This window comes from Vibrio sp. 811 (assembly GCF_033339195.1).
Genome location: NZ_JAWOUB010000008.1, coordinates 18,802 through 42,541, shown reverse-complemented (window position 1 = coordinate 42,541; position 23,740 = coordinate 18,802). Strand labels below are relative to the sequence as shown.

Annotated in this window: 14 protein-coding genes; 12 read left to right on the top strand and 2 right to left on the bottom strand. The window is 44.2% G+C overall.

The genetic code is table 11. The features are described 5' to 3' along the window. Positions 1 to 403 precede the first annotated feature (403 nt). The 3 genes from R7Q46_RS14030 to R7Q46_RS14020 all read left to right on the top strand — a co-directional run bounded on the left by R7Q46_RS14030 (position 404) and on the right by R7Q46_RS14020 (position 8,094). Positions 404 to 2,155 (top strand): hypothetical protein, encoded by a 1,752-nt coding sequence (locus tag R7Q46_RS14030; protein ID WP_318077553.1) that lies wholly within the window; start codon positions 404 to 406, stop codon positions 2,153 to 2,155. A 72-nt stretch (positions 2,156 to 2,227) separates the two neighbouring features. Then, positions 2,228 to 3,355, top strand: a complete 1,128-nt coding sequence (locus R7Q46_RS14025; RefSeq protein ID WP_318077552.1) for a Tricorn protease domain-containing protein — start codon at positions 2,228 to 2,230, stop codon at positions 3,353 to 3,355. Next, the gene (locus tag R7Q46_RS14020) at positions 3,352 to 8,094 is read left to right on the top strand and encodes an OmpA family protein (RefSeq protein WP_318077551.1); all 4,743 of its coding nucleotides are present in this window, start codon (positions 3,352 to 3,354) and stop codon (positions 8,092 to 8,094) included. The genes R7Q46_RS14025 and R7Q46_RS14020 overlap by 4 nt, the downstream gene beginning before the upstream one ends. Before the next feature lie 79 nt (positions 8,095 to 8,173). On the opposite strand, the gene R7Q46_RS14015 is transcribed toward R7Q46_RS14020, so the two are convergent. Both R7Q46_RS14015 and tssH read right to left on the bottom strand, forming a co-directional pair. Then, positions 8,174 to 9,805: a sigma-54-dependent Fis family transcriptional regulator gene (locus R7Q46_RS14015; protein WP_115386559.1), complete on the bottom strand. Its 1,632-nt coding sequence runs from the start codon at positions 9,803 to 9,805 to the stop codon at positions 8,174 to 8,176. Next, positions 9,792 to 12,470 carry a type VI secretion system ATPase TssH gene (tssH, locus tag R7Q46_RS14010; protein ID WP_154204443.1) on the bottom strand — a complete coding sequence of 893 codons (2,679 nt, stop codon included), beginning with the start codon at positions 12,468 to 12,470 and terminating at the stop codon, positions 9,792 to 9,794. The genes R7Q46_RS14015 and tssH overlap by 14 nt, the downstream gene beginning before the upstream one ends. A 456-nt stretch (positions 12,471 to 12,926) precedes the next feature. Between tssH and R7Q46_RS14005 the strand changes: the two genes are divergently transcribed. From R7Q46_RS14005 to tssB, 9 genes are all read left to right on the top strand, one after another. Next, on the top strand, positions 12,927 to 13,445 hold the full coding sequence (locus R7Q46_RS14005) for an Hcp family type VI secretion system effector (protein WP_005373415.1): 519 nt from the start codon (positions 12,927 to 12,929) through the stop codon (positions 13,443 to 13,445). A 72-nt stretch (positions 13,446 to 13,517) separates the two neighbouring features. Beyond that, on the top strand, positions 13,518 to 15,596 hold the full coding sequence (gene tssI, locus R7Q46_RS14000) for a type VI secretion system tip protein VgrG (RefSeq protein WP_154204260.1): 2,079 nt from the start codon (positions 13,518 to 13,520) through the stop codon (positions 15,594 to 15,596). Positions 15,597 to 15,598: 2 nt separating this feature from the next. After that, on the top strand, positions 15,599 to 16,081 hold the full coding sequence (locus R7Q46_RS13995) for a hypothetical protein (RefSeq protein ID WP_064376245.1): 483 nt from the start codon (positions 15,599 to 15,601) through the stop codon (positions 16,079 to 16,081). A 94-nt stretch (positions 16,082 to 16,175) separates the two neighbouring features. Continuing rightward, positions 16,176 to 17,495: a hypothetical protein gene (locus tag R7Q46_RS13990; protein WP_154204261.1), complete on the top strand. Its 1,320-nt coding sequence runs from the start codon at positions 16,176 to 16,178 to the stop codon at positions 17,493 to 17,495. Continuing rightward, entirely contained in the window at positions 17,476 to 18,468 is a 993-nt protein-coding gene (locus tag R7Q46_RS13985; RefSeq protein WP_005386096.1) for a DUF2169 domain-containing protein, read from the top strand. The genes R7Q46_RS13990 and R7Q46_RS13985 overlap by 20 nt, the downstream gene beginning before the upstream one ends. Continuing rightward, a complete protein-coding gene (locus R7Q46_RS13980) occupies positions 18,461 to 19,405 on the top strand; it encodes a hypothetical protein (protein WP_213866790.1) in 945 nt (314 codons plus the stop codon). Before R7Q46_RS13985 ends, R7Q46_RS13980 begins: the two co-directional genes overlap by 8 nt. A gap of 237 nt (positions 19,406 to 19,642) precedes the next feature. Further along, positions 19,643 to 21,643 (top strand): serine/threonine protein kinase, encoded by a 2,001-nt coding sequence (locus R7Q46_RS13975; RefSeq protein ID WP_213886142.1) that lies wholly within the window; start codon positions 19,643 to 19,645, stop codon positions 21,641 to 21,643. Beyond that, positions 21,630 to 23,204 (top strand): type VI secretion system protein TssA, encoded by a 1,575-nt coding sequence (gene tssA / locus R7Q46_RS13970; protein WP_213911884.1) that lies wholly within the window; start codon positions 21,630 to 21,632, stop codon positions 23,202 to 23,204. The genes R7Q46_RS13975 and tssA overlap by 14 nt, the downstream gene beginning before the upstream one ends. A 26-nt stretch (positions 23,205 to 23,230) precedes the next feature. Then, on the top strand, positions 23,231 to 23,737 hold the full coding sequence (gene tssB, locus R7Q46_RS13965; protein ID WP_005373381.1) for a type VI secretion system contractile sheath small subunit: 507 nt from the start codon (positions 23,231 to 23,233) through the stop codon (positions 23,735 to 23,737). Positions 23,738 to 23,740 lie beyond the last annotated feature (3 nt).

Here is a 23,740-nt window from a genome sequence, read left to right as displayed (position 1 = left end):
AATGCGCTCACCTTTTTATTTAAACTTCCTCAGTAACAGTCAATTTGTTGTTTGTTGCTGAGGAGGGCACCTCATAAACTTCTGAATTTCCTCGTGCTTACCTGAAGCGCACGTTACTACGATTTTTGTTAACTTCAGTCCATAAATTAAATTTTTTTAGATAGTAAGATTTTACCATTTTGACAGAGTGGGTGATGTTACTGGCTTTTGTTGTGGTCAAATCGCATGTTTTGATAGCAAAAGTCACCATTTTTTTGGTGTTTTTGATTTCGGGCGATTTTTCTATCTCATTGAAAATAAATGGCTAAGTAAGTAGGATACGCAGACCAAATCGTACTTGTAAGCCTTATCAGCTTAATTGTCACCGCAGCCATATTTACGATGTTGGTTGTGGAGAATTCAAATGCATTTAGTTTGCAAATTTATACCTAGCTCGAAGCTATCCTCCAACGAGCTATCTTATGTTCTTACACCGGACGAGTGTATAGGACAGCTTTCGCGTTTGCGAAATTCAGATGACATCCTTAGAAACCTCCCTAAAGAATTGGCGCAAAAGATTTCCATCTCTACCAAAAAAACGACCAGCGCATTGCTAGCTGCTATAAGAATCGAATTGGGAAAAGGCAATTGGGTGTCATTATCTACCGTTGCACGTCGGTCGCCATTGACGGACTCTCAGCTGCAAAGCTTCCCTAGACTTAAATCACTCGTTGACTCTGTATCTGCTTCGAATGAAAGCAAAGCTTTTAAAGCGGGTTATAAGCAGGTTACTGACGATGTTGCTTTAGTTCGTAGTTACACGCATGTCCCCTCTGAGCCAAGTCCAGATCAAAAAGTCGTTGTCGAGTTTGCAGGGCAGTGGTCTAGCAACGCGGCATGTTTGATGTTGGGAAAAACCGAAGCTCAAAAAGAAAAAGTGACTGTAGGCAAGGCTGATACAGAAAACAAACACCGCAGCCTCGCGATATTTAAAGATCTCGAAGCTGAGGGCAAAACGCTCTATATCAAAATCCCTTGCACTGACCAGCCTCAGCCAATTTTGCTTAAACTCGCCGAAGACCTGCAACCCGTTGATAAAGAAACTCAGATGGATGAGTGGGATAACGTGTTGGTGCCTGTGGTTCCGCTGCACTTCCCTGGTAGCGATAAATCAGATGAAGCTGCAGAAGTGTTTAAATCAGGCTACGTGTATGTTGTTTGGAACAATAAAATTTGGCGCGAAGTGGCAATTACGGAAAATGGTTACTTTTCAGATACGGACATTAATAGTGTTCGTGAAGGCTCTAGACCCAAAAGGCACGCCGATATCTATATGACCAATCCTGAAACAGGCGGTGTTTTCGCTTATGAGCCTTTCCAAATCGTGCAGAACGGCAAGGTGGTAAGTGAAGGCTCTTTGAATGGCTCTGGAGAGGCTCGAGTGTTCAACTTAGTTGAGGAAGAAGTTGAGATAGTCATGACAGGCTATGAACCACAAATCAAAGAAAAGATTGAAACAAATTTGAGCCCTATTAATGCTTCTAGCCCAGTGGAGCGGAGCGCGCAAGGTTACCCTCTCCCGCATATATGGCTTCCTTACAAGATTAAAGGTGAGCCTCAAGAAGTATATTTGGCTTATAACAGTAAACGATTGAGCGAGAGTGAACTATCTGAACTAGAAAGTGATCCCGGAACCAAGGCCATAAAAGTCACTGATCTTAACCATTATAGCAGTGAGAAAAGCTTTAAAATTGGAGACGGTTCTGTTCGTCTGCTCTCAGTATTACCAAGTGCTGCGACCTCAAAACCTGAAAAATACGCAATGTTACGAAGCCAGCTAAATAAAAATGTAGCGGTCGTGTATTTACTTAAATCTGTCGAGATAGTTTTCGAATATCCGGGCTATACGACGCTGGACGAGTCAGATGATTACTTTGAGTTAAGGCAAAGCGATGGTGATTGGTCGCAGCGAGTGTGCTTGCGCCAATGTATAAAAAAAGAGAATGGTTCTAGGTTGATTCGTTTTACTGGTTGGCCTGCAGAGGTTAAAGAAGTGGATCTTCTCCGTGGTTATCAGGGCAATAGTCATCACGGAAGAGATAATAAAACGGTCATTTTTGCTCAAACACCCATTGCGGATTTACTGGCTTATAAGAAAAAAGATCAGCCAAGTTAACAAAACAACTTATTCGGGTTGCGTTGTCACATTATTAAACGCGATCGAGAAAGATAACGAAGAGAATATAAGATGAACCTACGTCATACATTATACCTGATTACCTTAGCGGTCTTATCTGGTTGTAATCAAGAATCAGCCAAGGAACCAGAACAACACGCGCCAAAACCTCAGACGGTTCAAGACCGAATCGCAGAAAAAAATGCTCAACAGTGGGAAGATGGTCGTGTTTATATTACAGAAAACAATTACGTTATTTATGACAAAGAGACGGGTAAACCTAAACACTTTATTTTTAAAGCTAAAGAATGGCCACGTGAAGATCTCACCAATGAAGGCTCTTATGATTTACCACGTGTAGTGTTTCGTTGGGATAACGCCCGAAATGAAGCGAAAGACCACTATGATCAAAGGGATAAAGTGTGGAGTATCAAAACGGATGGGACGGACTTGCGTCTGGTCGCAGATGAGTTTGTTGGCAAAGTTCGTCTAATGCGTGTCTCTCCAAATAATCGCTACTTGGCTTTGGCCTATTCGGCCTCAGAAGGGATGTTTAAAGTAATTAAAGATCTTAAGACGGGTGAGTATATTGAACTAGGTCGTTCACGTGGCTACCCAGAGTTTCTATGGGCAGAAGACAGCAGCTATCTTTACTACGTAGACAAGTTTAAAGACTGGAAGTACACGTTAGCGACGGGTGAAAAAGAAGAAACGGAAGTTAATTTTAATGAATACTCTGTTATATATAATGGAAAACGAATTGTTGTTGTTGCATATGGAGTAGCAGTTTTCGATGAGCAGACGAATGAACTGCTTTATTCTGTTGCACCTAAAGAAAGAGGAGGTGATTTGGATGCCAAGGAGTTCCGTAAGAAAGCAATTAGCCCAACAGGACGTTATGTTTGGTCAGAAACCAGAACGCACCGTTATCTTATTGACGTTAAAAATAGAACCTTCCAGTCGGAAGAAATTGTTCCAAGAGCGGTAGGTAAGTTACGTTATTTTGAAATTCTAGGTAAAGATGTAAATTACACACGAGATGGAGCGGCTAGAGTTATATTGAGCAAGACAACAGAAAACAATGAATTTGGGCCATACCTGAAATGGGAGCAAATTGGGACAGGCCATAGTGCTGGTAATTCTTCTCTATACAACGCTTTTGCCAATAATGGTGATTTTGTTAAAGAGGGGGATTTATGAGCCTTGTAGAGAACTGCAATACAATACCGCTACATGCTAGTTATTACTTATTTGGCGCTTACTTTGCAGCCGAAGAAGATGAAAATAACGACAAAACTTACCCTTCATGGCACTCCAACACGAGTCTAGTTGGAGAAAATATTTCCAATATTCGCCCGTTAGCGAAAGTGCCGATGCTTAACGTCACTGATAGCGATAGCCCTAAGCTTTGGGCTACCGACCATAAATTTAAGTTATGTTCACTGGGTAACGGAAAGCCCGATCAATATGGGGCTTTTGAGGTCCTGACACCAGAGCACACAATTCATGCGTTAGGTAGGGATCTACCCAAAGAGGGTGAGCAGACCTTCACTTTCCGCTTTCCGCCCTTGCCTTTAATAGCTTCACTTTCTGAGTTAAACCCCAAAGAGTTAGCTACAAAAGTTGCAGAGTTGAGTAGCCAGTTGGAAAACAGCGAAGCAAAACTCACCTTGACAGAGGTCAGCATTGAACAATTGGCTAAGCCTTACGAACCAGCTGCGAACGGGGGGCTCAGCGAAGAACAGGCAGAATATAATAAGTGGTATGAAGATGTAAGTGAATCGGGAGAGACACTAAAAGGCTTCGTTTTACCTGTTGTGGCGAGTTGCGCGGTGGTTTTTTCTGATCAAGGCTATGAAAGTGCGACGGTTACTTTGCAAAAGTTTGACTCAACCAAAGAAGGTGGGGAATACAAAACGATAGGCTCTTCAGTACAAGCGGCATTACCTGAAGATGAGCTTTCAGAAGAAAATGCTAAGCAATATCCATGCGCGATGTTTCACGTTGATCCTGCTGATTTTAAAGAAGGGTTATACAGTATCCGTGTCGAATTTATTCCAAGCCAGATGAAAAATGGTGTTCCACAGTTCATTAAAGACGCTCATATTCAGCAATTTTCTGAAGGCTTAGATACAGTCTATACTTACGAGCTACGTGAACAGATTACCTTTTCTTCAAGCACTCCGTTAGGGAAATTTGCCATTGTCAGTGGCGATATGATCTCCCTTGAGGAATCCTTGATTTATCAATACCCTCAGTACTTTGGAAATATGAAACATTACCTTCACGGTAATGTACAAGGTGTAACAGCCAATACGCCAGCTTCAAGGAGTATTGCGTTACTCAAGAATATCCGAGATGTGTCTGCTCAGCTAGGAGCAGGGCTGCTGAGCGGTAGCTTGCAAGACACTTTAGACCGTGATGGCCGCCAAGCGGTGTTTAATAACGTCTCGAAACTGTATTGGGATGCAGTTAAGTCCGAGATGCCGCCTGCGATGAAAGCGGCGGGCGAATTGTATTACGGTATTTACAGTACGAAAGAAGCGCTTGATAAGTTGCAGGAACTCCACACTCCAGCTATCGCGGGTGTTGGTTGGAAGGCGCTATTTCACGATAAGGTTTTTAACACCAATGAAGCTCGGTCAAGCGCACTAGCACTTTCTTTAGAATCACGTCTGGGTAACCGACGTGTGGTTGCCGGGCGAGTTGCGGAAGCTTGGCTTTCTGGTGGTAAAACCGTTGGTTTTAATGGCTTCGGAACGGGATTGACAGCACTTAGTTTGTATAAAAAAGCTAAACAGCTGGTTAATCAAAATAAAAAGGTTGATAAAGCAGAGCAAGGAACAGAAGAAGTTACAAAAGACTACCTTGCTCAAATTCCAGTTTGGAAGACAGCTAACCATATCCAAGAAGAAAAACTAGAACAGGCTTTAAAAGATGCGCGTGATCAATCTGGCAATCAGATTGACGCCATTCTCGTAAATAGCTCTAGAGGCGCAGGAATAAAAATAGAATTTGCCTTTAACTCGCGTGAAAAAGAGTTAAAGGATCATGCACCTATATTTAAACAGCTTGCTGCTTCTCTTGCTAACGTTTTAGAGAATGAGCCAAACCTTAGAGTAGAGATAGAAGGGCATGCTTGCCAAGTCGGTACCGAGAAAGCAAATATGCAGGTCTCGGCAGAGCGCGCAGAATATGCGAAAAAACTGCTCATGAAGGAGTTCCCTGTTTTTGAAGGTCGTGTTTCGGTAGCCGCTTTTGGTGAAAGTAAACCTGTCTATGTTCCCAAACAAGGTGAAAAAGTCGACCGCAACAACCCTAATCTAAGACAAAACCGTCGGGTTGTAATCCGTATTTACCTGCAATTCCTGAACATATTCTTTCACCCCAGTCGCTATGGCTCGCATGCAATGGAACGCTCTAGGCTTGCTCTAGAAGCTGAGATGGTTGCGCAAGATAAAGCAGAAGTCGCACTGCGAATGGCGATTTTTGACAGTGTCGTTGACGTCGCTTCCTATATTCCTGCTATAGCTCCTGCGGCAAGAGGGTTTATGCTTGCCATAGAGGGTTCAAAGACAGCAATATCTGCGGTGAAAGTGATTGATAGTTTAATGTTGGACTCCTTCCTAGAAGAGTTAAAGCAAAGCCATGAGGTTGTCAGTGAGCTTGAAAGGCTGGCAAAAATACATATCGAGTTACTTAACGATTTGCGACGCAGTAAGGTAGATGTAGGTATTGAATGTAGGTCTTATCAGGAACTCATTACTCACCTTGAGAGCGAAGAAGTTCGTAAGGAGGTGTTAAAACGCTACCAACTACGAGCGCTTGCTATTAATGGCTTAGTGTTATTACTCGCTGACCTAGGATCTCAAACCAAACGGAATTCTAATATCTCGTTTAGGTTTTTGGTTGAGCGTTACAAGGTGAAGGAATACATTGAGAACTACATTTTGAGCGATGATTGGTCTGTACATACGATCAAAGGAAACACCTTAGCGGCTAACTGGAAGAACCGTTGTGATAACGAGTACTACACCGAATTATCGACAAAGATGCCACAAGGTGCGCAGCATTGGCCTGCTCCAATAACAACTAATAGCAAAGTTTCTCATCTCTCTATAACCGAAAACAGGGATAGCTTTAAAGCGTCAGGTGCATTTAATCAAATCTTCCCGATACAAACCATGTTGTTTGAACACCCAAATGAAACGATGTTTGATAACTTTACCGAGTCATTTAACCCGCAAGGAAGTGAGTTAAAGAAAGATGAAATCGGCTATTGTCGAATACTAGTTCAGTCAGCTCGCTATGCTGAAAGTGATGAACCAGAATGGATGTCATATGATAGTTGGATTCAGCAATCTAGCAACAGTCGCCTAGGTCCATACGATAAAGTGAAAGTGCAGTTGATACTTAAAAAAGAACACAAGTATGCGAAGCCAGTTACGATTGGCTACGATCGCGTTGACGGGCTCGAAAATATTAAAGGCCCAGCTTTCAGTGACTGGATGCTGCCAATGAAGGTTAGTGACTTCAAAACTGATCCTGATGGGCGAATAAGTGCTTTTTACAAGCAACAGGGGATTGATGACGGCGCTACGTTGATTGCTATTGAGCATATTCCCTCATTCCGCTTCGGTGATGTGATGATCGACGGTATGAAACCAATGACCTCTAAAGCAAAGCTAATGTTCTCTGATGCAATGTTCAGTATGGCAGTTTCCGGAGCAGCGATATCGGGTCAGCCAAGCGACTATTTTGCAGAAGCGGATTCCTTTAAGCGCTATGTAAAAGGCGGAGGCTTCCAAAATATGCGTTACTGCTTGGGAATTAGAACAAATCAAGGGCAACATAGTTTTTATTTACCACAAGAGTACAGTCTGGGGCAGAAGTTTGATGATGCTGAAGATGAGTTGCAAATTGGCGCTTTAAGTACAGAAACTAGACTGGTTTTGCTTGATACCTACTTGGGAGAGCAGCAACTGCGTCTACGTGAACAGGACCTTATGGTAGAGAGCTTTACCTTAATGGCAGGTGAGGGAGACAAAAATACCATCCCTATACTTCATGGCATTAAACAGCAATTGGTGGCTATAGACACCAAAGCGTCTGGTATGAACTTTTTCAGTGAAAGAAAGTGGTACCAATCGGCTGATAATATCTGGCGTGATGGTTTCTCATGGGGAAACAAAAAGAAAGACGATCCTGCCAGTATTTATGTACTGATTTTGGGTGAGAGTCATGAAAAAGCACTTTATGAACGTTTGGGTATGTCGTGGGAAGCAGTGAATATGTGTATTCAACTGGCGCTCGACGGAAATGATGGCAAGCCAGTTAAAGGTCCTCTTTACTTCACCGATATGTATCATATTGGTGAGTTTGCCTATAAAAACGAAGAATGGATGTTTACTGAATCTATTTCAGAAAACCATCGAGAACAAGTTGATGCCATGAGTGAGTTTATAGGTGAAGCTGTAGGTAGTCTCACTAAAGAGAATGAACTATCTAAGAGCAAAAACTATACGATGTACTGCATGAGGTTTAACTTGGAATATGTTGCACCAACGGGAGTTAGGTTAAAAGGCCTAAGACCGTTTGGTGGTGTAATTGGTGGTAAAGCGAACTTGGAGCTTTCGGTTGCTCATCTAAAACAAGTCGGATTAAATGGAGCTGATGACTATGATATTGGTCGTGATGCTGTAATTTCTATTCCTTCTTTAAATGCGGATAGTGCTTTGGCTGGTAATTTCTTTAGTGATATGCCTTGGTTAATTGAGAAAGAGTCGACAGAGGAAGGCGTAGACAAGTCTGCGGCTGAAACTTGGAAGCAGTATAACGAATCTCAACGCAAGAAATGGTTGAAAGATTGGATTGAGAAACAACCTGCGGTAACTCAAGCACCCAAGCCCTTGGAAAAGTCACTTGATAACCCTTCCTAGATGCAAAAAAACCGCCTTCGGGCGGTTTTTCTTTTCTTATGACTTCATACTGAATTTAGAATTTTCTTTTTAAGCCCCATCAACCCGCTGCAGAAATGTCGTATTTCTTCATCTTGTGGTTGAGTGTGCTCATTGGCAGCGCCAATTGCTCAGCGGCCTTCTTGGTGTGCCAATTGCAGGCATTTAAGCAATCGATGATTACTGTACGCTCGTATTGGCTGACAACGTCCTTAAGGCTCTTTGAAACGTCTTCTAAATCCACTTGTGCTTGCTGCTCGTAAGCAGGTTGCTCTGGGGTAGGTGAAGCTGCTTTCATGTCGATACTTGGTACATCTTCTGGGATTTGTTCGCCAAACTCAATGTGAGTAATGGTTTCAAAATCGGACAGTAGCACCGAGCGCTCAATGATGTTCTTAAGCTCACGCACGTTCCCTGGGTATTGGTAGGCAAGGAGCTGTTTACGTACGTTGGCACTTAACCCTGGCGCTTGCGGCAAACCTAGCGTGTTGGTGGTGTGTTGCACGAAATGTTCGGCAAGGGGAATAATGTCCGACTTACGGGCTCTCAGGGGCGGCAATGTAATCGGGAATACATTCAAGCGATAGAACAAGTCGGCACGGAATCCGCCATCTTTGATTTGCTGCATAAGGTTACAGTGTGTTGCCGCGATAACGCGAACGTCCACCTCAATCTCTTTGCTAGTGCCGATTGGGCGAACTTTACGTTCTTGCAGTACACGCAGTAACTTCGCTTGTAGTAGCATTGGCATATCGCCAATTTCATCTAGGAAAAGCGTGCCGCCGTTGGCTGCTTCAAACAAACCGACTTTGTCTTTGTCCGCGCCAGTGAATGAGCCTTTCTTATGGCCAAAGAGTTCTGACTCTAATAACTGCTCTGGGATTGCGGCACAGTTTTGTACGATCAAAGGTTGTTCTGAACGGTTAGAGTTTTCGTGAATGTATTTCGCGATCACTTCTTTACCGGCTCCCGTTTCACCACGCAATAGAACGTCGACAGGGAGAGATAACACCTTATCAAGACGATTCAAAACATTGAGCATTTCTTCGCTCTCTGCAATAGGACCTTGATAGGCTTTCTGGGTACGTTTTTTGAGCTGAGTATTCTCGCGCACTAGGGCTTGATTGTCTGCATTGAGATTTTTAATCACTTGCCCGTATTGCTCTAACCACACAGCTTGGCGAATATTACTCGCGGCCATACGACAAAACTCAGTCAAGGCTGCCTCGTTATCGATGACGTTCAAATCGAGTAAGACTAACAGTCCAATGGTTTTGCTTTCGCTATCAATCAAAGGCCAAGCCAATAAGTTCTCGCTTTTTAATCCCAGTGTCTGCTCAGTTTGATAGATGCTTTCGCAGTCATAGCCGTTGTACTTATACAACTCGTTAATCAACACCACTTCACCATTACGAATGGCAAAGTTAAATGGGTCGTTCTCACTGGCTGAGTCTAACTGTAATGCTTCCCAAGGGTGGGAAACGATAGTTTTATCGTTATGGTGAGCGGTACTTGGAATCAACGCCTGTCCAGTCTGGTCCAAAACGTAAATGATGCCGTGCTTTGCGAGGGTCATTTGTCTCGCAGCAGTCAACACAGCATCCAAGGTTTGGGTAAGCTGGCTGCGATCAGCCAAAGACTGACTGATCGCAAGTAGGGCGTTACTAAGTTCGCTATGGTTAGCTGAACGCATAGGTTAGTGTTCCTTGCTCATCGACAGACACTTCGATTTGCGTATGTGAATCATCCTTGTCATGCACTAATAGCTGAGTCGATAGTTGCGGCAGCAACTGACGGTTGATGACCGCGTCGATATTACGCGCGCCTGTTTCAGCAAGGCGGCAGTTACCTAGTACGAACTCAACCAAACTTTCTTCGTAGCTCAGAGACAATTTGTGATGGCTCTGTAGACGCTGAGAAACTTTGTTCAACTTGTGGTGAATAATTTCTGTCATTGCTTCATCAGACAGAGGAACAAATGGTAGTACCGACATACGTGCCAATAGCGCCGGTTTGAAGTGTTGGTTCAAAGTAGGGCGGATAGCTTCTGCGATGATGTTTGCATCGATGTCTTTTGATTGATGAACTAAAGATTCGATCTCGTGCGTAGCAAGGTTACTGGTCATGATGATCAGCGTGTTCTTGAAGTCGATTGTGCGGCCTTCGCCGTCGTTCAGCGTGCCTTTGTCGAACACTTGGTAGAACAGGTTCAACACTTCAGGGTCGGCTTTTTCCACTTCATCAAGAAGAACAACAGAATATGGACGTTGACGAACCGCTTCTGTCAGCATGCCGCCTTCGCCGTAACCTACGTAACCCGGAGGTGAACCGATTAGGCGAGATACCGTGTGCTTCTCTTGGAACTCAGACATGTTAATGGTCGTCATAAAGCGCTCACCACCAAACATTTGATCAGCGATCGCACGAGCTGTCTCGGTTTTACCCACGCCACTTGGGCCAACCAGCAGGAATACGCCTGTTGGTGCGTCTGGGTTACCTAGACCAGCTTTCGCAGTTTGAATGCCTTCAGACAGTGCATCGATAGCGTATTCTTGGCCTTTGATGCTTTGTGTTAGGCTTTCTTTCAGTTTTAGCGTGGTTTCTGCTTCGTCTTGAAGCATCTTACCCATTGGAATACCAGTCCAGTCCGAGATCACATGGCTGACTTCATCTGGGCCCACTTCAAAGTGAACCAGTGGGTTGCCATTGCGGATTACATCTAGCTGTTCTTGGCAGGCCGAAATGGCAATGCGAACGGCTTCTTCATCCATTTCTGCATATGGAGAAACGTCTTGCTCTTGTTCTGAATCTTCGTCTGCAGCAAGCTCTTCTTCATTTGTTTCGCCAAAGACCAGTTCATGTAAGCGAGAGCGTAGAGCAATCATCTCTTGGATCTGCTCTTTTTCTTTGTGCCATTGCGCTTCTTGTTCTGCTAGCTCTTCTTTCGTTGTTTCCATTGCCAGTTTTAGGTCTGGAATGTTAGCAAGGCTGTGCTTGTCGCCAGTTTGCTGCAGAGCATCACGCTCAAGAGCTTCTAGCTCGCGCTGTTGAGCTGCAAGTTCTTGCTGCAGAGTTTCAACAGAAGCAGGAGTGGCATTAAGGCTGATGTTCACTCGCGCGCATGCTGTATCTAGAACATCAATGGCTTTATCTGGCAGTTGACGACCAGAGATGTAACGAGCAGAAAGTGCTGCCGCAGCAGTGATAGCATCGTCACGCACGTAAACGTTATGTGATTTTTCATAAGCAGGGCGCAGACCACGAATGATCAATGCTGCTTGTTCAGGAGATGGTTCGTCGAGTTTCACCAATTGGAAACGACGTGCAAGGGCAGGATCTTTCTCGAAGTACTTCTTGTATTCCGACCATGTTGTTGCGGCGATGGTTTTCACTTCACCACGTGCTAGGGCTGGTTTTAGCAAGTTTGCCGCGTCGCTGCCGCCCGCTTGGTTACCGCCGCCAACAAGGGTGTGCGCTTCATCGATGAAAAGAATGATAGGGGTTGGCGAGTTTTTCACTTCATCCAATACTGCGTTTAGGCGTTTTTCGAATTCGCCTTTTACGCTTGCACCAGCTTGCAGAAGACCCATGTCCAGGCCGTAAAGCTCAACACCTTTGAGGTTGTCTGGTACGTCACCTTGTACAATCTTAAGTGCCAAACCTTCTACTACTGCGGTTTTACCAACGCCCGGTTCACCAACAGCAATAGGGTTGTTTTTACGGCGACGAGCAAGGATGTCCACGATTTGGCGGATTTCTTGGTCACGGCAGAAAACAGGATCGATTTCGCCTTTGCGTGCTTTACCAGTGAAGTCTGTCGTGAACTTGCTCAGTGCTGAGCCATCCTCACGAGCTTGTGTTTTCTCTGAAGTAGCAACTTGCGCCTCAATAGAGTGGCTGGTTAGCTCTGCAAAGTTACGCTTAAGGCTGTCAGGGTTTACCGCTTCAAGGATAGAGGCGTAACCATGTTGGCCGTAACGGAGAGGGTTGCTAACAAGAGTAAGGAGTAAGGCACCAGAGCGGATTTGTGTTTCGGATAGATCTAAAGAAGAAACCAGCCAGCTTTCTTGCAACCATTCGATTAATAAAGCAGAAAAAACAGGTTTGCTGCCATTTCCTTTGGCGTTGGTGTCGAGTGTGGATCGAACCGATTGTCTTAATAAGTTCTCAGAACAATCAAAATGACTTAATAAGACGTCAAAATCACTATTTGGCCTTTCTAATAGACTCAGTAAATAATGCTCAATTTGAACTTCGTTTGCTTTTTCAGAGACTGCAAGTGCAGCGGCGTCTTCTAATGCTACTTTTGCAATCGGGTGTAGACGCTGAATTAATGAAGAAAGGTTTATATTTATCATAGCCATTTTATTCTTTAGAGGAAAAGAGGTAGCGGCTATTATACTAAAAGTGATTGCGTTCTTTTTTTATCAAGATATTTTGACTATCGTTTGTTGGTTATTTTTAATGATTATTGTGACATTAATGTTTGCGGTTATTTTAATGGCGTTGTCATTCTAAATTAATTGATAGTAAAAGTGTCGGATTTATTAGTTTTAATGACTTTATTTACACAGTTTTATATGGTTATTTTCACTTTTTAAAGTTAGAACAATTTATTATTATCTTAATCCAACTTTTTGGTTTTTTATCCAATAAATTGTACTCAATATATTAGTGAATAATGCCTGATATTGCTTAAGTTGTTGTTTTTGTTTGACTTTTAAAGTTGGCACGGACTTTGATTATACCAACTAGTCGCGGTGATAAGCGATTTGGTGATTTAAACAAAACAGATTTTAGAAAAGGAAATAGCGATGCCAACTCCAGCATATATGTCTATCCAAGGTGAGACTCAAGGCCATATTACTAAAGATACTTACTCTGCAGATTCAGTAGGTAACACATGGCAAGAAGCTCACGTTGATGAGTTCCTAGTACAAGAACTTGATCACGTGCTAACAGTTCCACGTGATCCACAAAGTGGTCAGCCAACGGGTCAACGTGTACACCGTCCACTTGTTGTAACTAAAGTTCAAGATCGCTCATCTCCACTACTATTCAACGCACTAGTATCTGGCGAAAAACTTCCTGAGTGTGTGATCCGCTTCTACCGCACTTCAGTTCAAGGTAAACAAGAGCACTACTACTCAATCAAATTGATTGATGCGCTACTTGTCGATATCCAAACTCGTATGAACCACTGTCAAGACGCAGCAACAGCTGACCGCGTGACAGAAGAAGTGCTTAAGTTCACTTACCGTGCGATCGAAGTAACTCACGAAAACTGTGGTACTGCGGGTAACGACGACTGGCGTGCTCCACGCGAAGCTTAATTGCTCGTCGCGTAAAGATTCAGGGCCAACGATTGTTGGCCCTAATTCGATTATTTGTATCAGGTAAAAGATATGGTGAATGACGTAGAATTTAAATTTGAAGTGCCTGGATGTGGGCATGAATTTCGGGTCGAGAGCTTTCATGTTCATGAAGAGTTATCTAAGCCTTTCCACATCAATCTCTCATTACTTTCACTTGATCCAGATATCTCGTTCGATGAGTTAATACGTAAAGCAGGAACATTGACACTTTACGGACAAGGTGTTGGGGCTGCGCGTGTGTTCAACGGCGTGGTGAATGAAGTTCGTTACTTAGGGACTGGACGTCGTTTTTCTCGTTATCAATTAGTCTTGGTTCCTCAAGCTTGGTTCTTATCTCAGCGCCAAGATTGTCGTATTTTCCAGCAAAAGTCAGCGCAAGACATCATCACAGAAGTACTCGATGATGGGGCAGTCACCGATTACCGATTTGAAGTGTCGGGTACTTATCCTCCAAAAGAATACGTTCTGCAATACCGTGAGTCTGACTTGCACTTCGTGCAGCGTATGATGGCTGAACACGGTATGTGGTATTACTTTGACCATAGCGATTCAAATCATACGATGGTCATTGTCGACAGTAATGACTCGATTGCACCTTTGATAAGCTCGCCACTAAATGCTTCTTACATTGGGCCGATTGTTTATCATGCCGATGGTGGCGGTGTTGCCGATCGCGAACATATCTCTGATCTCGAGTTAGTTAACCGCGTTAGAACGGGACAGGTTACGTACACAGATTACAACTACGAACACCCTAAAATTCCACAAGAGATGACACAGGCTGGCGAGCTAGACCAAGATCTCAAGCAGTTTGATTATCCTGGACGATACGTTGACCCGCTGATGGGGCAGGTGAGAACCACGGAGTGGATGTCGGAACACATAGTCGATAATCAACAAGTGGAAGCAACGAGTGACGTAATGCGCTTAGCATCTGGTTACAGCTTTAACGTCAGTGACCACCCGCGTTCTGAGATTAACCGCGATTACCTCATGTTGTCTGTAATGCACACAGGTCAAGATCCGCAAGTGCATGAAGATGAAGCGAGTGGTATGCCAACCACTTACTACAACCAGTTCTCGTGTATTCCACGTGATGTGGTGTTTAAAGCGCCTAAACTAGCGGCACCAGTAGTGGATGGCCCTCAAACGGCGGTCGTTGTAGGACCAGAAGGTGAAGAGATTTACACCGACAAGCTTGGTCGAGTGAAAGTACAGTTCCATTGGGATCGCTACGGTGATAACAACGAACATTCAAGCTGTTGGATTCGTGTAAGCCAATCCATGGCGGCGCCAACATGGGGCGCAGTTTATTTGCCGCGTATTGGCCACGAAGTCGTAGTGACTTTCCTTGAGGGGGATCCAGATCGTCCGTTAGTTACGGGCGCAGTTTACAACGGTTTGCATTTCCCACCGTACTCTTTGCCAGAAAACAAAACTCGTACCACGTTCCGCACGCAAACGCACAAAGGAACAGGTTACAACGAGTTGAGTTTTGAAGACGAAGCGAACCAAGAAGAAGTCTATATTCACGCTCAAAAAGACATGTCGACCAAGGTGCTCAACAACCGTTACCGTGATATCGGTCAAGATGAATTCTTGAAGGTTGCACGTCACCAAACGAATGAAGTTCATGGTGACCATAAAGAAACCATTCATGGGCATAAAACGACACAAGTAAACAGTACGTTTACCGAGACAGTCGAGCAAGACGTTACCGTTACATACAACGCGAACGAAGCCCAGTATGTGAAAAACAATTCTGACTTAGAAATTGGTGATAACCGTACGACTAAGATCGGTAAAAATGATGACTTAGATATTGGCGAAAACAGTAACCTTACTATCGGTGCGTCTAAGAGTTCAGATATTGGTGCGGATGATAACCAGACGGTTGGTGGCAACTTAACGGTATCAGTGAAAGGGAACACCGCTTATAAAGCTGATGGTGCAACGCAAATTATCAGTGGCGACAAGATTGTATTGAAAACGGGTGGTTCCTCTTTAGTGATGAACAGTGATGGTTCAATAAAGTTATCAGGCTCGGCTATTACGATCGAAGGCAGTGACAAAGTCGTCGTGAAAGGTGGCAACGTAGTGGTTAACTAACAATGGAAAAACAACCTCTTACAACAGAAGTAATATCAGAGCAGCAAGCCGAATCAACGGCTTGCTTTTCGCGTTTTGGAATAATAGTGGCTATCAATGAGTCTACGGGCAGTGTGCGAGTTGATTTTGATGGTAACCCATTTAAGCAGCCACTCACTGCGAGACTGGGACGTGGCTTTCGTCGTTCTGAACTGCAAATGGCTATCGATAATCGATTAAGTTGTCGAGTTGAGTTTTTGAACGACGACTTAAGCTTGCCTCTTGTGACGGACATTTTCTTCTCCATTCTGGATGACTCTGACGAGTTTGTATTGCGAGCGAAGAAGATGGTTATCGAGACAGAACAAGAGTTGGTAGTCAAAAGTGGTGAGACAGAAACTCGCTATAGCGGGCGCGATGGACGAATTACCACTAAAGCGAAGTACGTCACTTCTCAAGCAGAAAAAGCACAAAAAATTCAAGGCGGAACGATCGCAATTAACTAATTACCTAGCATTAGCTAATTTACGTCGAGTTAGCTAATTACTTTGTATTAACTAATTGCAATCGCGTTATGGCACGCTAATAACGGATAACTAGATGCGACAAAGAATCGGTGTCGAGCACCTAAAGGCACCCATAACCAATCAAGAAGTCGAAGGCGCGTTAGCAAAAGCTGATCGCGCTGTGAATGACCTTTCCCAGTTGCCAGTAACATGGCTAGATTTCTGTAATGAAAAGCTGTCCATTGCTTCTGAAAGTATCGGGTTTTTAATCAGGCAGCGAGTTCAAATTCACAAAAGGGGTTATCCAAGTCGTGAGTTGGCGTATCTCAAGCTGATCGAACGCCAAATTGAAGAACTGAAGCAGGTGTACTTGTCGTTTTATCGGCTAGCACCGGGGTTGATTCATCAGTTAAGAGGCCAGGAGCCAGAAATCTACAGCTGGCTGATGCTACAGGGCGAGTTGGGCTCAGAGTTGGATAACCTTTTGTGCGGATTGAGTTTATTCGAAGATATTGACGCTAAAACCGCAATGGTCATTGCCGTACAATCTCCGGTTGAATCTATGGATAGCACGCTTTCGGAGCTTATTGAGGGTAATGCGACATCCAGTGCGTTTTACTTTGAATGCTTACGTGTACGTCAAACATTAAGTGTTTCTCTCATCAAGCGCTGGCACAAAGCCAGCATCATTAGCTCTCAAGTTGCTTTGCCACTGCTCGCTTTACAAGACGTGAAAGAGGGGATTGATTGGCTTAATGACAATGCAGGCAGCGAACAATACCTATTTGAACGTTTGATTACCAAACGTGACAGAGGCACTTGGTTCCGTCAGAGCTTTGGCATCGAACCAAATGGATTACCATCAGCGCAAGTGCTTACTTATGCCAAGTTGCTTGAGTTAAAAGAGTTTGAGGCGTTTGATATCTCTTCTTCATTAGCACCTGTTGATTTTGCGCTGAGTGGCGATTGGAAACTGGTGCCTCAAATCATCGAGCACTTGGAAAGTCTGGAGGAAGCTGAAGGTGAAATTTGGCTTCAAGCCTTGTATGTCGTCTACGGAAAGCTTCTTCCTCTGAATCCGCAAGATGTTGGTGTCGAGTATGAATGGGAAGAGATCGTCGATCTGCTCAATGAGTGGGTGGAAGATGAAAAATATATCCAAAATCTACCAAGCCGCTTGGGTTACGCATTGAGCTTCGAGTCTACGTTAGCTGCGATGCAAGATTCTAACGTTGATGTGCTGTTCCGCGACTGGCTATGGCGCCAAATCTGCATTCAATCCAGAGCCTACGTGCCTTGGGATATGGCGATGCCGATACATCAGCAAGACTGGAACTTCAACAATTTAAAGGCCGCACCTTCTGCGAGCGAACGATTCAACTTAAGGAATAGCAATGCAGTTATGGGATATTGAAGCGCACCCTGAGCTATCACTTAAAGGTCGTTTTCAACGTGACGAAAACGGCGATGAAGTGTGGGTTGTGGTCGCTAAACGTACTTGGCAATTCGATGGTGTGGTTTGGCACGAATTAGGTGAAAGTGAAATCTTCGATGATCCCCAATATTTGGGCGAAGAAGGTTTCTCTGCGATGAAAGTTGACCACGAGTTCGCGTATACCAAAGACAACACAGATGTACTTGTTTACGGCAAAGCGCGCAGCTACGCGAAAAAGCCAGTGACATACCAAGAGTGTCGTGTGCTGATTGATGGTCATATCGATAAGACTCTCGCTATTCACGGGGAACGCGTATGGGTTGAGCATGCTGGCAGTATCACGCTGAGCAATCCAGTCCCATTTATTGAAAAAGACATTGATTACACTTGCGCGGTAGGCGGTGATTTACGTAACCGAATAGGTGGTGGGGTTGCCGACTCCAACAAAGAATTGCTTGAACAGAAAGTACCCTCGATTTTTTATCCCCGAGAGGACTGGAGTGCCGCCGCGAAAAAACTACGCGTTGCGGGGTTCGGGCCAGTGCCTCCGTTCTTTGAGTCGCGCCAGAAGCTGGCCGGCACGTTCGATGACGATTGGATTGAGAATCGCAAGCCAATGTTGCCACTCGATTTTGATAAGCGGTTCTTCCAAAGCGCGCCTATTGATCAACAGTGCAAAGGCTTCCTTCGTGGGGGGGAGCGTTTGATGATGAGTGGCTTTTGTCATGATGACACGCTTTCATTTCGAATTCCTAAAGAAAAATACCGTGCGATCGCGACGTTCAAAGATCAAAGTTATCAAGCTGATATGGCGATGTACACCTTATTCGTTGATGCGGAAAAGAAAACTATATCAATCAGTTACACCGCTGCGTTTCCTTGTCAGGGCAAGGAGCATTTGTTGGTGTCGACATCCATCACTAAGTTGGAAGAGGTAAGCGAGCATGCATAATTCAACAGGCCGTTACGTGCTAGGGATGGAAGTGATGACGCCAACCGGTATGAATTTAGATATTGCTACTGCAGTTTCGTATGCTGACTTAGGAAGATTCGACCAATGTGTAGGGGATGATGGTATCGAGCGTTTTACTTACGCCAAAATCGAATACACCAAAGAAAGTGAGCAGTTTGAGAAAACGTGTGAGTTAATCACCCACTTGCTTAATTCATTGTTAGCACAGTTACCACGTTCATTGAGACCAATACCTTTGCTTATAGCGGTGCCTGCGTCTGTTTCACTAGTAAAGGTGCAAGAATGGCTTGGTGAAAGTAACTATGCTGAATTTCTCTCTGTGGTGAATGCTGTTCATGCCAGTGGGCCTAGTTTCGTTCTCCAGGCCATGAAATCATTGGATAAATATGATGCTATGATGTGTATCAGTGTCGATTCCTTGGTGAGTTCGATGCAAACACTCATCGACGATGCGATGGTAATGAGTACCAATAATCCATGGGGCGTTATTCCGAGTGAGGGTGGGGCGGGTTTAATTCTTTGTCGAAGAAATACCGTAGAAACATTGAAACTTAAGCCTCAAGCGCAGCTTGGCTACATTGATACGGAATTAAACACTTCAGACCGAAGAGGCATGTTTCGACTTGTTCAACGTGCGAGTAAAAAGCTCGATTTATTTGGTGAAGTGTATTCCGATATGACGAACCTGCGCATGCATTCGGAAGATTACGGTTTTGCTCTGGGGGCTAAAGCAGAACGATTCACGAACCCAGAACAACCGCAGCTTATCAATGAGTTGTGGGGCACAATGGGCAGTTGTTCTTCTCTCGCTTTAATTGCCTTTGCGGTCAGAGAGCACCACTTTAAGCAACCAACTACGTTGTTAATGTTCGACTTTCATGGTGACAAAGGAGTTCTCCAATTACTGCAATGTTAGTGGGCACTCATCGATCAAATGGCAATGAAAATATACTCATATTATTAGGTTGAAGTTTGTAACACGAAAAAGCGTATAACTCATGCAGTGAAAGCGTAAGTAAAAAGGTCTAATAAGTTAGTAATAATAACTAAAATAATAGGCTTACTGTTTGTTTTAAATACCAACCTTGATACAAGTACGTTCAAGAAAATATTATTCAACTCTAATAATATTTATTCTATGAAAGAGTACTAAGTGTCTAATAATCAGAGTACAGCCAAAGGATATATCGATCAGTTGGTTGTTAAAGCTATTGAGAAAAAGAAACTGAATGAGCAAAGGCTAGCAGAAAAAAATAAGCCGAAGCTTGAGTACGTGCTTTTTTCACAGTTTGATGTATTAGACAAGCTTCCTTCTAAAAATGGTAAGACAACGGTTTACCATCTTGCAAAAAAAGGGCAGCCAGAGAAGCAAATCTGTTGCAAAGTTATCAATGATGACTCGCCAGAATTTGCGAGCAAAATGTTGATTAACGAAGCGAGCAGGCTGGAGCTTTCTCAACACCCTAGCGTGGCTAACTTTGTAAAAATCGGCAACGAATTCGAACGCCCATATTTGATGTACGAGTGGATCCAAGGTGAATCACTGGCAGAAAAAATGGAGCGTCATTCTTCTAAAGGCTTCCGCCACGACCACATCGCTTGGTTGGTGTATCAACTCGCTGGCGCTCTAGAGTTTATGCATACAAGAGGTATCTGCCATCTTGATATTAAACCATCTAACGTATTAGTGAGTGAAGGCGATTACGTTAAGCTCATTGATTTCGGCGCTGCTCGTTACATTGGAGAGACAGAACCTTACGCAGAAGCAAGCTTGAGCTACGCTTCCCCTCTTTATATAGAAACTGGCATCGCGGAACCGCAAGATGATGTTTACTCTCTCGCTCTGCTCGCTGGACACCTATTTTTAGGATCAATATTTGGTGATGCTTGGAATAAGCAGTTAAAAGATCGAAAGCGTCCGGCTTTGATCCCGGTTCATATTTGGAAATTGCTGAAAGAAGTCATCAACAAACCAAGAGGGCATGGCTATACCGCTATTTCTTTTGCTCAACAGTTAGCGCGAATCGATACGCAATCAATTAGCTCAAATTCTAACGCACCAATTTTCAGTAGCTTGCGTAACGCGGATTTGCTGCTTACACACTGTAAGCCAAATGATAAAACGGCGTACGGTCGCTTTAAAATATTAGAGGCGAGCTTAGTGCTGAGTGTGCTGGCAACAGCAGGAAGTTATTTATATCAACAGAATAAAGATCAATTGGATGCCATTTTTTCCCGAGGTGTCACTACTGTAACTCACGTTATTACGCCCTCTGAAACGGCTTCTTTTTTAGCTCAGCCTCCATGGGAAATCAAAGAAGAATTGTCTCAAGCTACTCAGAGTATTGATATGACAGAAGCTTATCGAACAGCATATCAAGCTCAGCAGTTAAGCCTCTCGAATTTATATGAAGAAAAACAGGCTCAGTTAACGTCGTATCAATCGTTAGCGGATGGCTTACCAATGGCATTAGTCGAATTACGTAAGGAGCTTGTCACCTTGCGAGAAACCCTTGTTCGTGACGGTGCCCTGTTTCCATATGCGGATGAGGCGTTGACTAAAGTGATGTCTGGATTAAATGTCGCGTCTATCGATTCCATGAAAGTATCTGCCATAGCTGGCAGTCGAGATAAGCAGATTGCTCGCTTAATTTTAGATGGTGAAGCTAAGCTCGCAGAAAATGAAATGAAAGAGGCATGGCTGTTAAACCAGTCACAAGCCTATTTCTACAACCAAATCTTACCAAAGACTGTGATGGAAAATATTAATGACTCCATCGATAAACATGCAGAGGCCCACTTTTACACCAAAGCAATTGAAGAAGCTGAATTAGCCAAAGCCTACTTCGGTAATACGCCAGAACTAGACAAAAAAATAAAGGATTTAATCGTCGCAAGAAGCGAATTTATTTTGTTTAGCACCGTGATGGAGCAATCCGTTTACGACAAACAAAAGCTACATGAATCCCTTGCCGATTTAGAACGGAATGCACCAAGCAAATTTACAGAAATCACGAAAATTCTAGATAGCATGGCGTCGGATGCAATTGAGCAGAGCCATCGATTATCTAAGCCAGCAAATGGCGCAATTGCGGTAGCGCGTGCGTTGAGAGATTACTTGACTGAAGGAGACGTGAATTTTGTCCAACATTGATATCGATCGTCTGCTTAATCCTATTTCTGATGAATCTCCAGTGGGTAATGATGCCCGTTACGAGTTTTGCTATGAAATGATGGAATCCGAAGTGAAGAAATTCGGTTCCTTGTTTGGCGAAACAGTAGATTGGAGCGTAGTAAAAACGCACGCGACTGAAGTTCTAGAGCACCACAGTAAAGACTTAAAAGCCATTTGTTACCTCGTTCGCGCGCTAACAGAAGAGTTTGGTCTGCAAGGCTTTGAACAAGGTCTAAAGCTGCTTAGTGAGGCGTTAAGTCGCTTTGGCGTTGAATTGTATCCTTCCCGAAAGCGGGGTCGAGATGGCGCGGTCGAATGGTTGAACCATCAGTTTAAACTGGTCAGCAGCAAGTTAGCGGAAAGTGCTCAGTCATGGGATTTGGTATCAAACTGCATTTCGACTATTGAAGAAGTGCAGCGCCAGTACGACGAGGTTTACCAAGACTCAGAAGCGGATTTCTTTGAGATTCGCACTCAACTCAATGTTTTATCTCAACAAGCGGCGGCTGATGAGCAGAGCGATGAAGCAGTCGTTAACGTCGAACAAGCGGCGCCTGCACCAGCTACGCAGCCTGCCGCCGCAGAAACGCCAGCGCAGAGTGAAGTGCAAACCGCACCGGTGAAGGCGGTTCCGCCGGCCCCTAAACCTGCGCCAGTTAAGAAAGCGGTAGCAAAAGAAGTCGATGTCGATACGGACTTCTCTTCGCCGACGGCTTCTAAGCGCACCTTGAAGAAGGTTGCGGAAGTCATGCTTCATGCGAACCCAAGTGATCCGCTGGCTTACCGGATTTATCGTCATCTGACTTGGGATGACATTGATGGTCTACCCGACCACCAAAATAATCAAACGCCTTTGAGCTTGGCAGTGTCGTCCGATCAACAAGCGGAATACCGAGATAAAGCTGAACAAGAAAGCGACATCGACACCATTAAGCGTTTGGAGCGCACATTAACGGATGCGCCGTTTTGGCTGACGGGCCATTACTTCGTGTATTCGATGCTTAATAACTTGGGCTTTGATGATGCAGCGCTTGCTGTGAAACAAGAAGTGACGCGTTTTGTTGAATCGCTAGAGGGCATCGAGCACCTCTCATTTAAGAATTCTATACCATTTGCAGATGAAGCGACCTTGAGCTGGTTATCGACTCAAGATACTACTTCTTCGACTTCTCAACCCGTTGTTCAAACGGTTGTGATTTCGCAGGAAGACTCGCTGCCAATGGAGGATATCACTCTAGAAAATCTAGGGGAATGTGCAGCAGAGCTTGCCCACAAACTTGAGCTGGATAGCTCGGGACGTGGGCAGTTCATGCTGTATTTACAATTGATAGCAGCTTACCAGTCTGTTGGATTATACCCGTTGTGTTTGCCGTATCTTGAGAAGGGGTGGGAAGTACAAAAAGCGTTTAATCTCGCGAGCTGGGAACCCCACTTATCGTCACAGTTAGAAGACCTAATTCGAAAAACACTCCATCGGTTATTTGGAAGCAAGGATCTTCTACCTGAGAAGTATGAAGAGTGGAAAGCAATTTACGACTAATTAAAGAGTTAGATAAGGAACGAATTATGTCACGTGACGGCTCGGTGGCTCCTAAAGAGCGAATTAATATCCGTTATGTTCCAGCAACTGGCGATACGCAAGAAGACGTAGAGCTGCCGCTAAGCATGATGGTAGTTGGCGACTTTACTGCGCGTGCAGATGAGACACCAATTGAAGAACGTACTCCAATTAACATTGACAAAGACAACTTTAACGAAGTGCTAGAGGGCATGTCTCCAAACGTTAAAGTCAACGTTGAAAACCGTCTTTCTGATGAAGAAGGCGGCCAGATTGGTGTTGATCTGACGTTCCAAAACATGAAGGACTTCTCTCCTGAAGCGATCGCGAAAAGTGTACCTGAACTGAACAGCCTACTTGAGCTTCGCGAAGCCTTGGTTGCACTTAAAGGTCCTCTAGGAAACGTTCCTGCGTTCCGTAAGAAGATCGCATCGGTTCTTCAAGATGAAGAAGCGAGAAAGAAACTGTTGGATGAACTAAGCATTGGCAACGACCAAGACGCGAAAGAAGAGTAAGGG

Coding starts and splice junctions, on each gene's coding strand:
- R7Q46_RS14030 (WP_318077553.1), top strand. CDS start 404: ATGCATTTAGTTTGCAAATTTATACCTAGCTCGAAGCTATCCTCCAAC.
- R7Q46_RS14025 (WP_318077552.1), top strand. CDS start 2,228: ATGAACCTACGTCATACATTATACCTGATTACCTTAGCGGTCTTATCT.
- R7Q46_RS14020 (WP_318077551.1), top strand. CDS start 3,352: ATGAGCCTTGTAGAGAACTGCAATACAATACCGCTACATGCTAGTTAT.
- R7Q46_RS14015 (WP_115386559.1), bottom strand. CDS start 9,805: ATGCGTTCAGCTAACCATAGCGAACTTAGTAACGCCCTACTTGCGATC.
- tssH (WP_154204443.1), bottom strand. CDS start 12,470: ATGATAAATATAAACCTTTCTTCATTAATTCAGCGTCTACACCCGATT.
- R7Q46_RS14005 (WP_005373415.1), top strand. CDS start 12,927: ATGCCAACTCCAGCATATATGTCTATCCAAGGTGAGACTCAAGGCCAT.
- tssI (WP_154204260.1), top strand. CDS start 13,518: ATGGTGAATGACGTAGAATTTAAATTTGAAGTGCCTGGATGTGGGCAT.
- R7Q46_RS13995 (WP_064376245.1), top strand. CDS start 15,599: ATGGAAAAACAACCTCTTACAACAGAAGTAATATCAGAGCAGCAAGCC.
- R7Q46_RS13990 (WP_154204261.1), top strand. CDS start 16,176: ATGCGACAAAGAATCGGTGTCGAGCACCTAAAGGCACCCATAACCAAT.
- R7Q46_RS13985 (WP_005386096.1), top strand. CDS start 17,476: ATGCAGTTATGGGATATTGAAGCGCACCCTGAGCTATCACTTAAAGGT.
- R7Q46_RS13980 (WP_213866790.1), top strand. CDS start 18,461: ATGCATAATTCAACAGGCCGTTACGTGCTAGGGATGGAAGTGATGACG.
- tssB (WP_005373381.1), top strand. CDS start 23,231: ATGTCACGTGACGGCTCGGTGGCTCCTAAAGAGCGAATTAATATCCGT.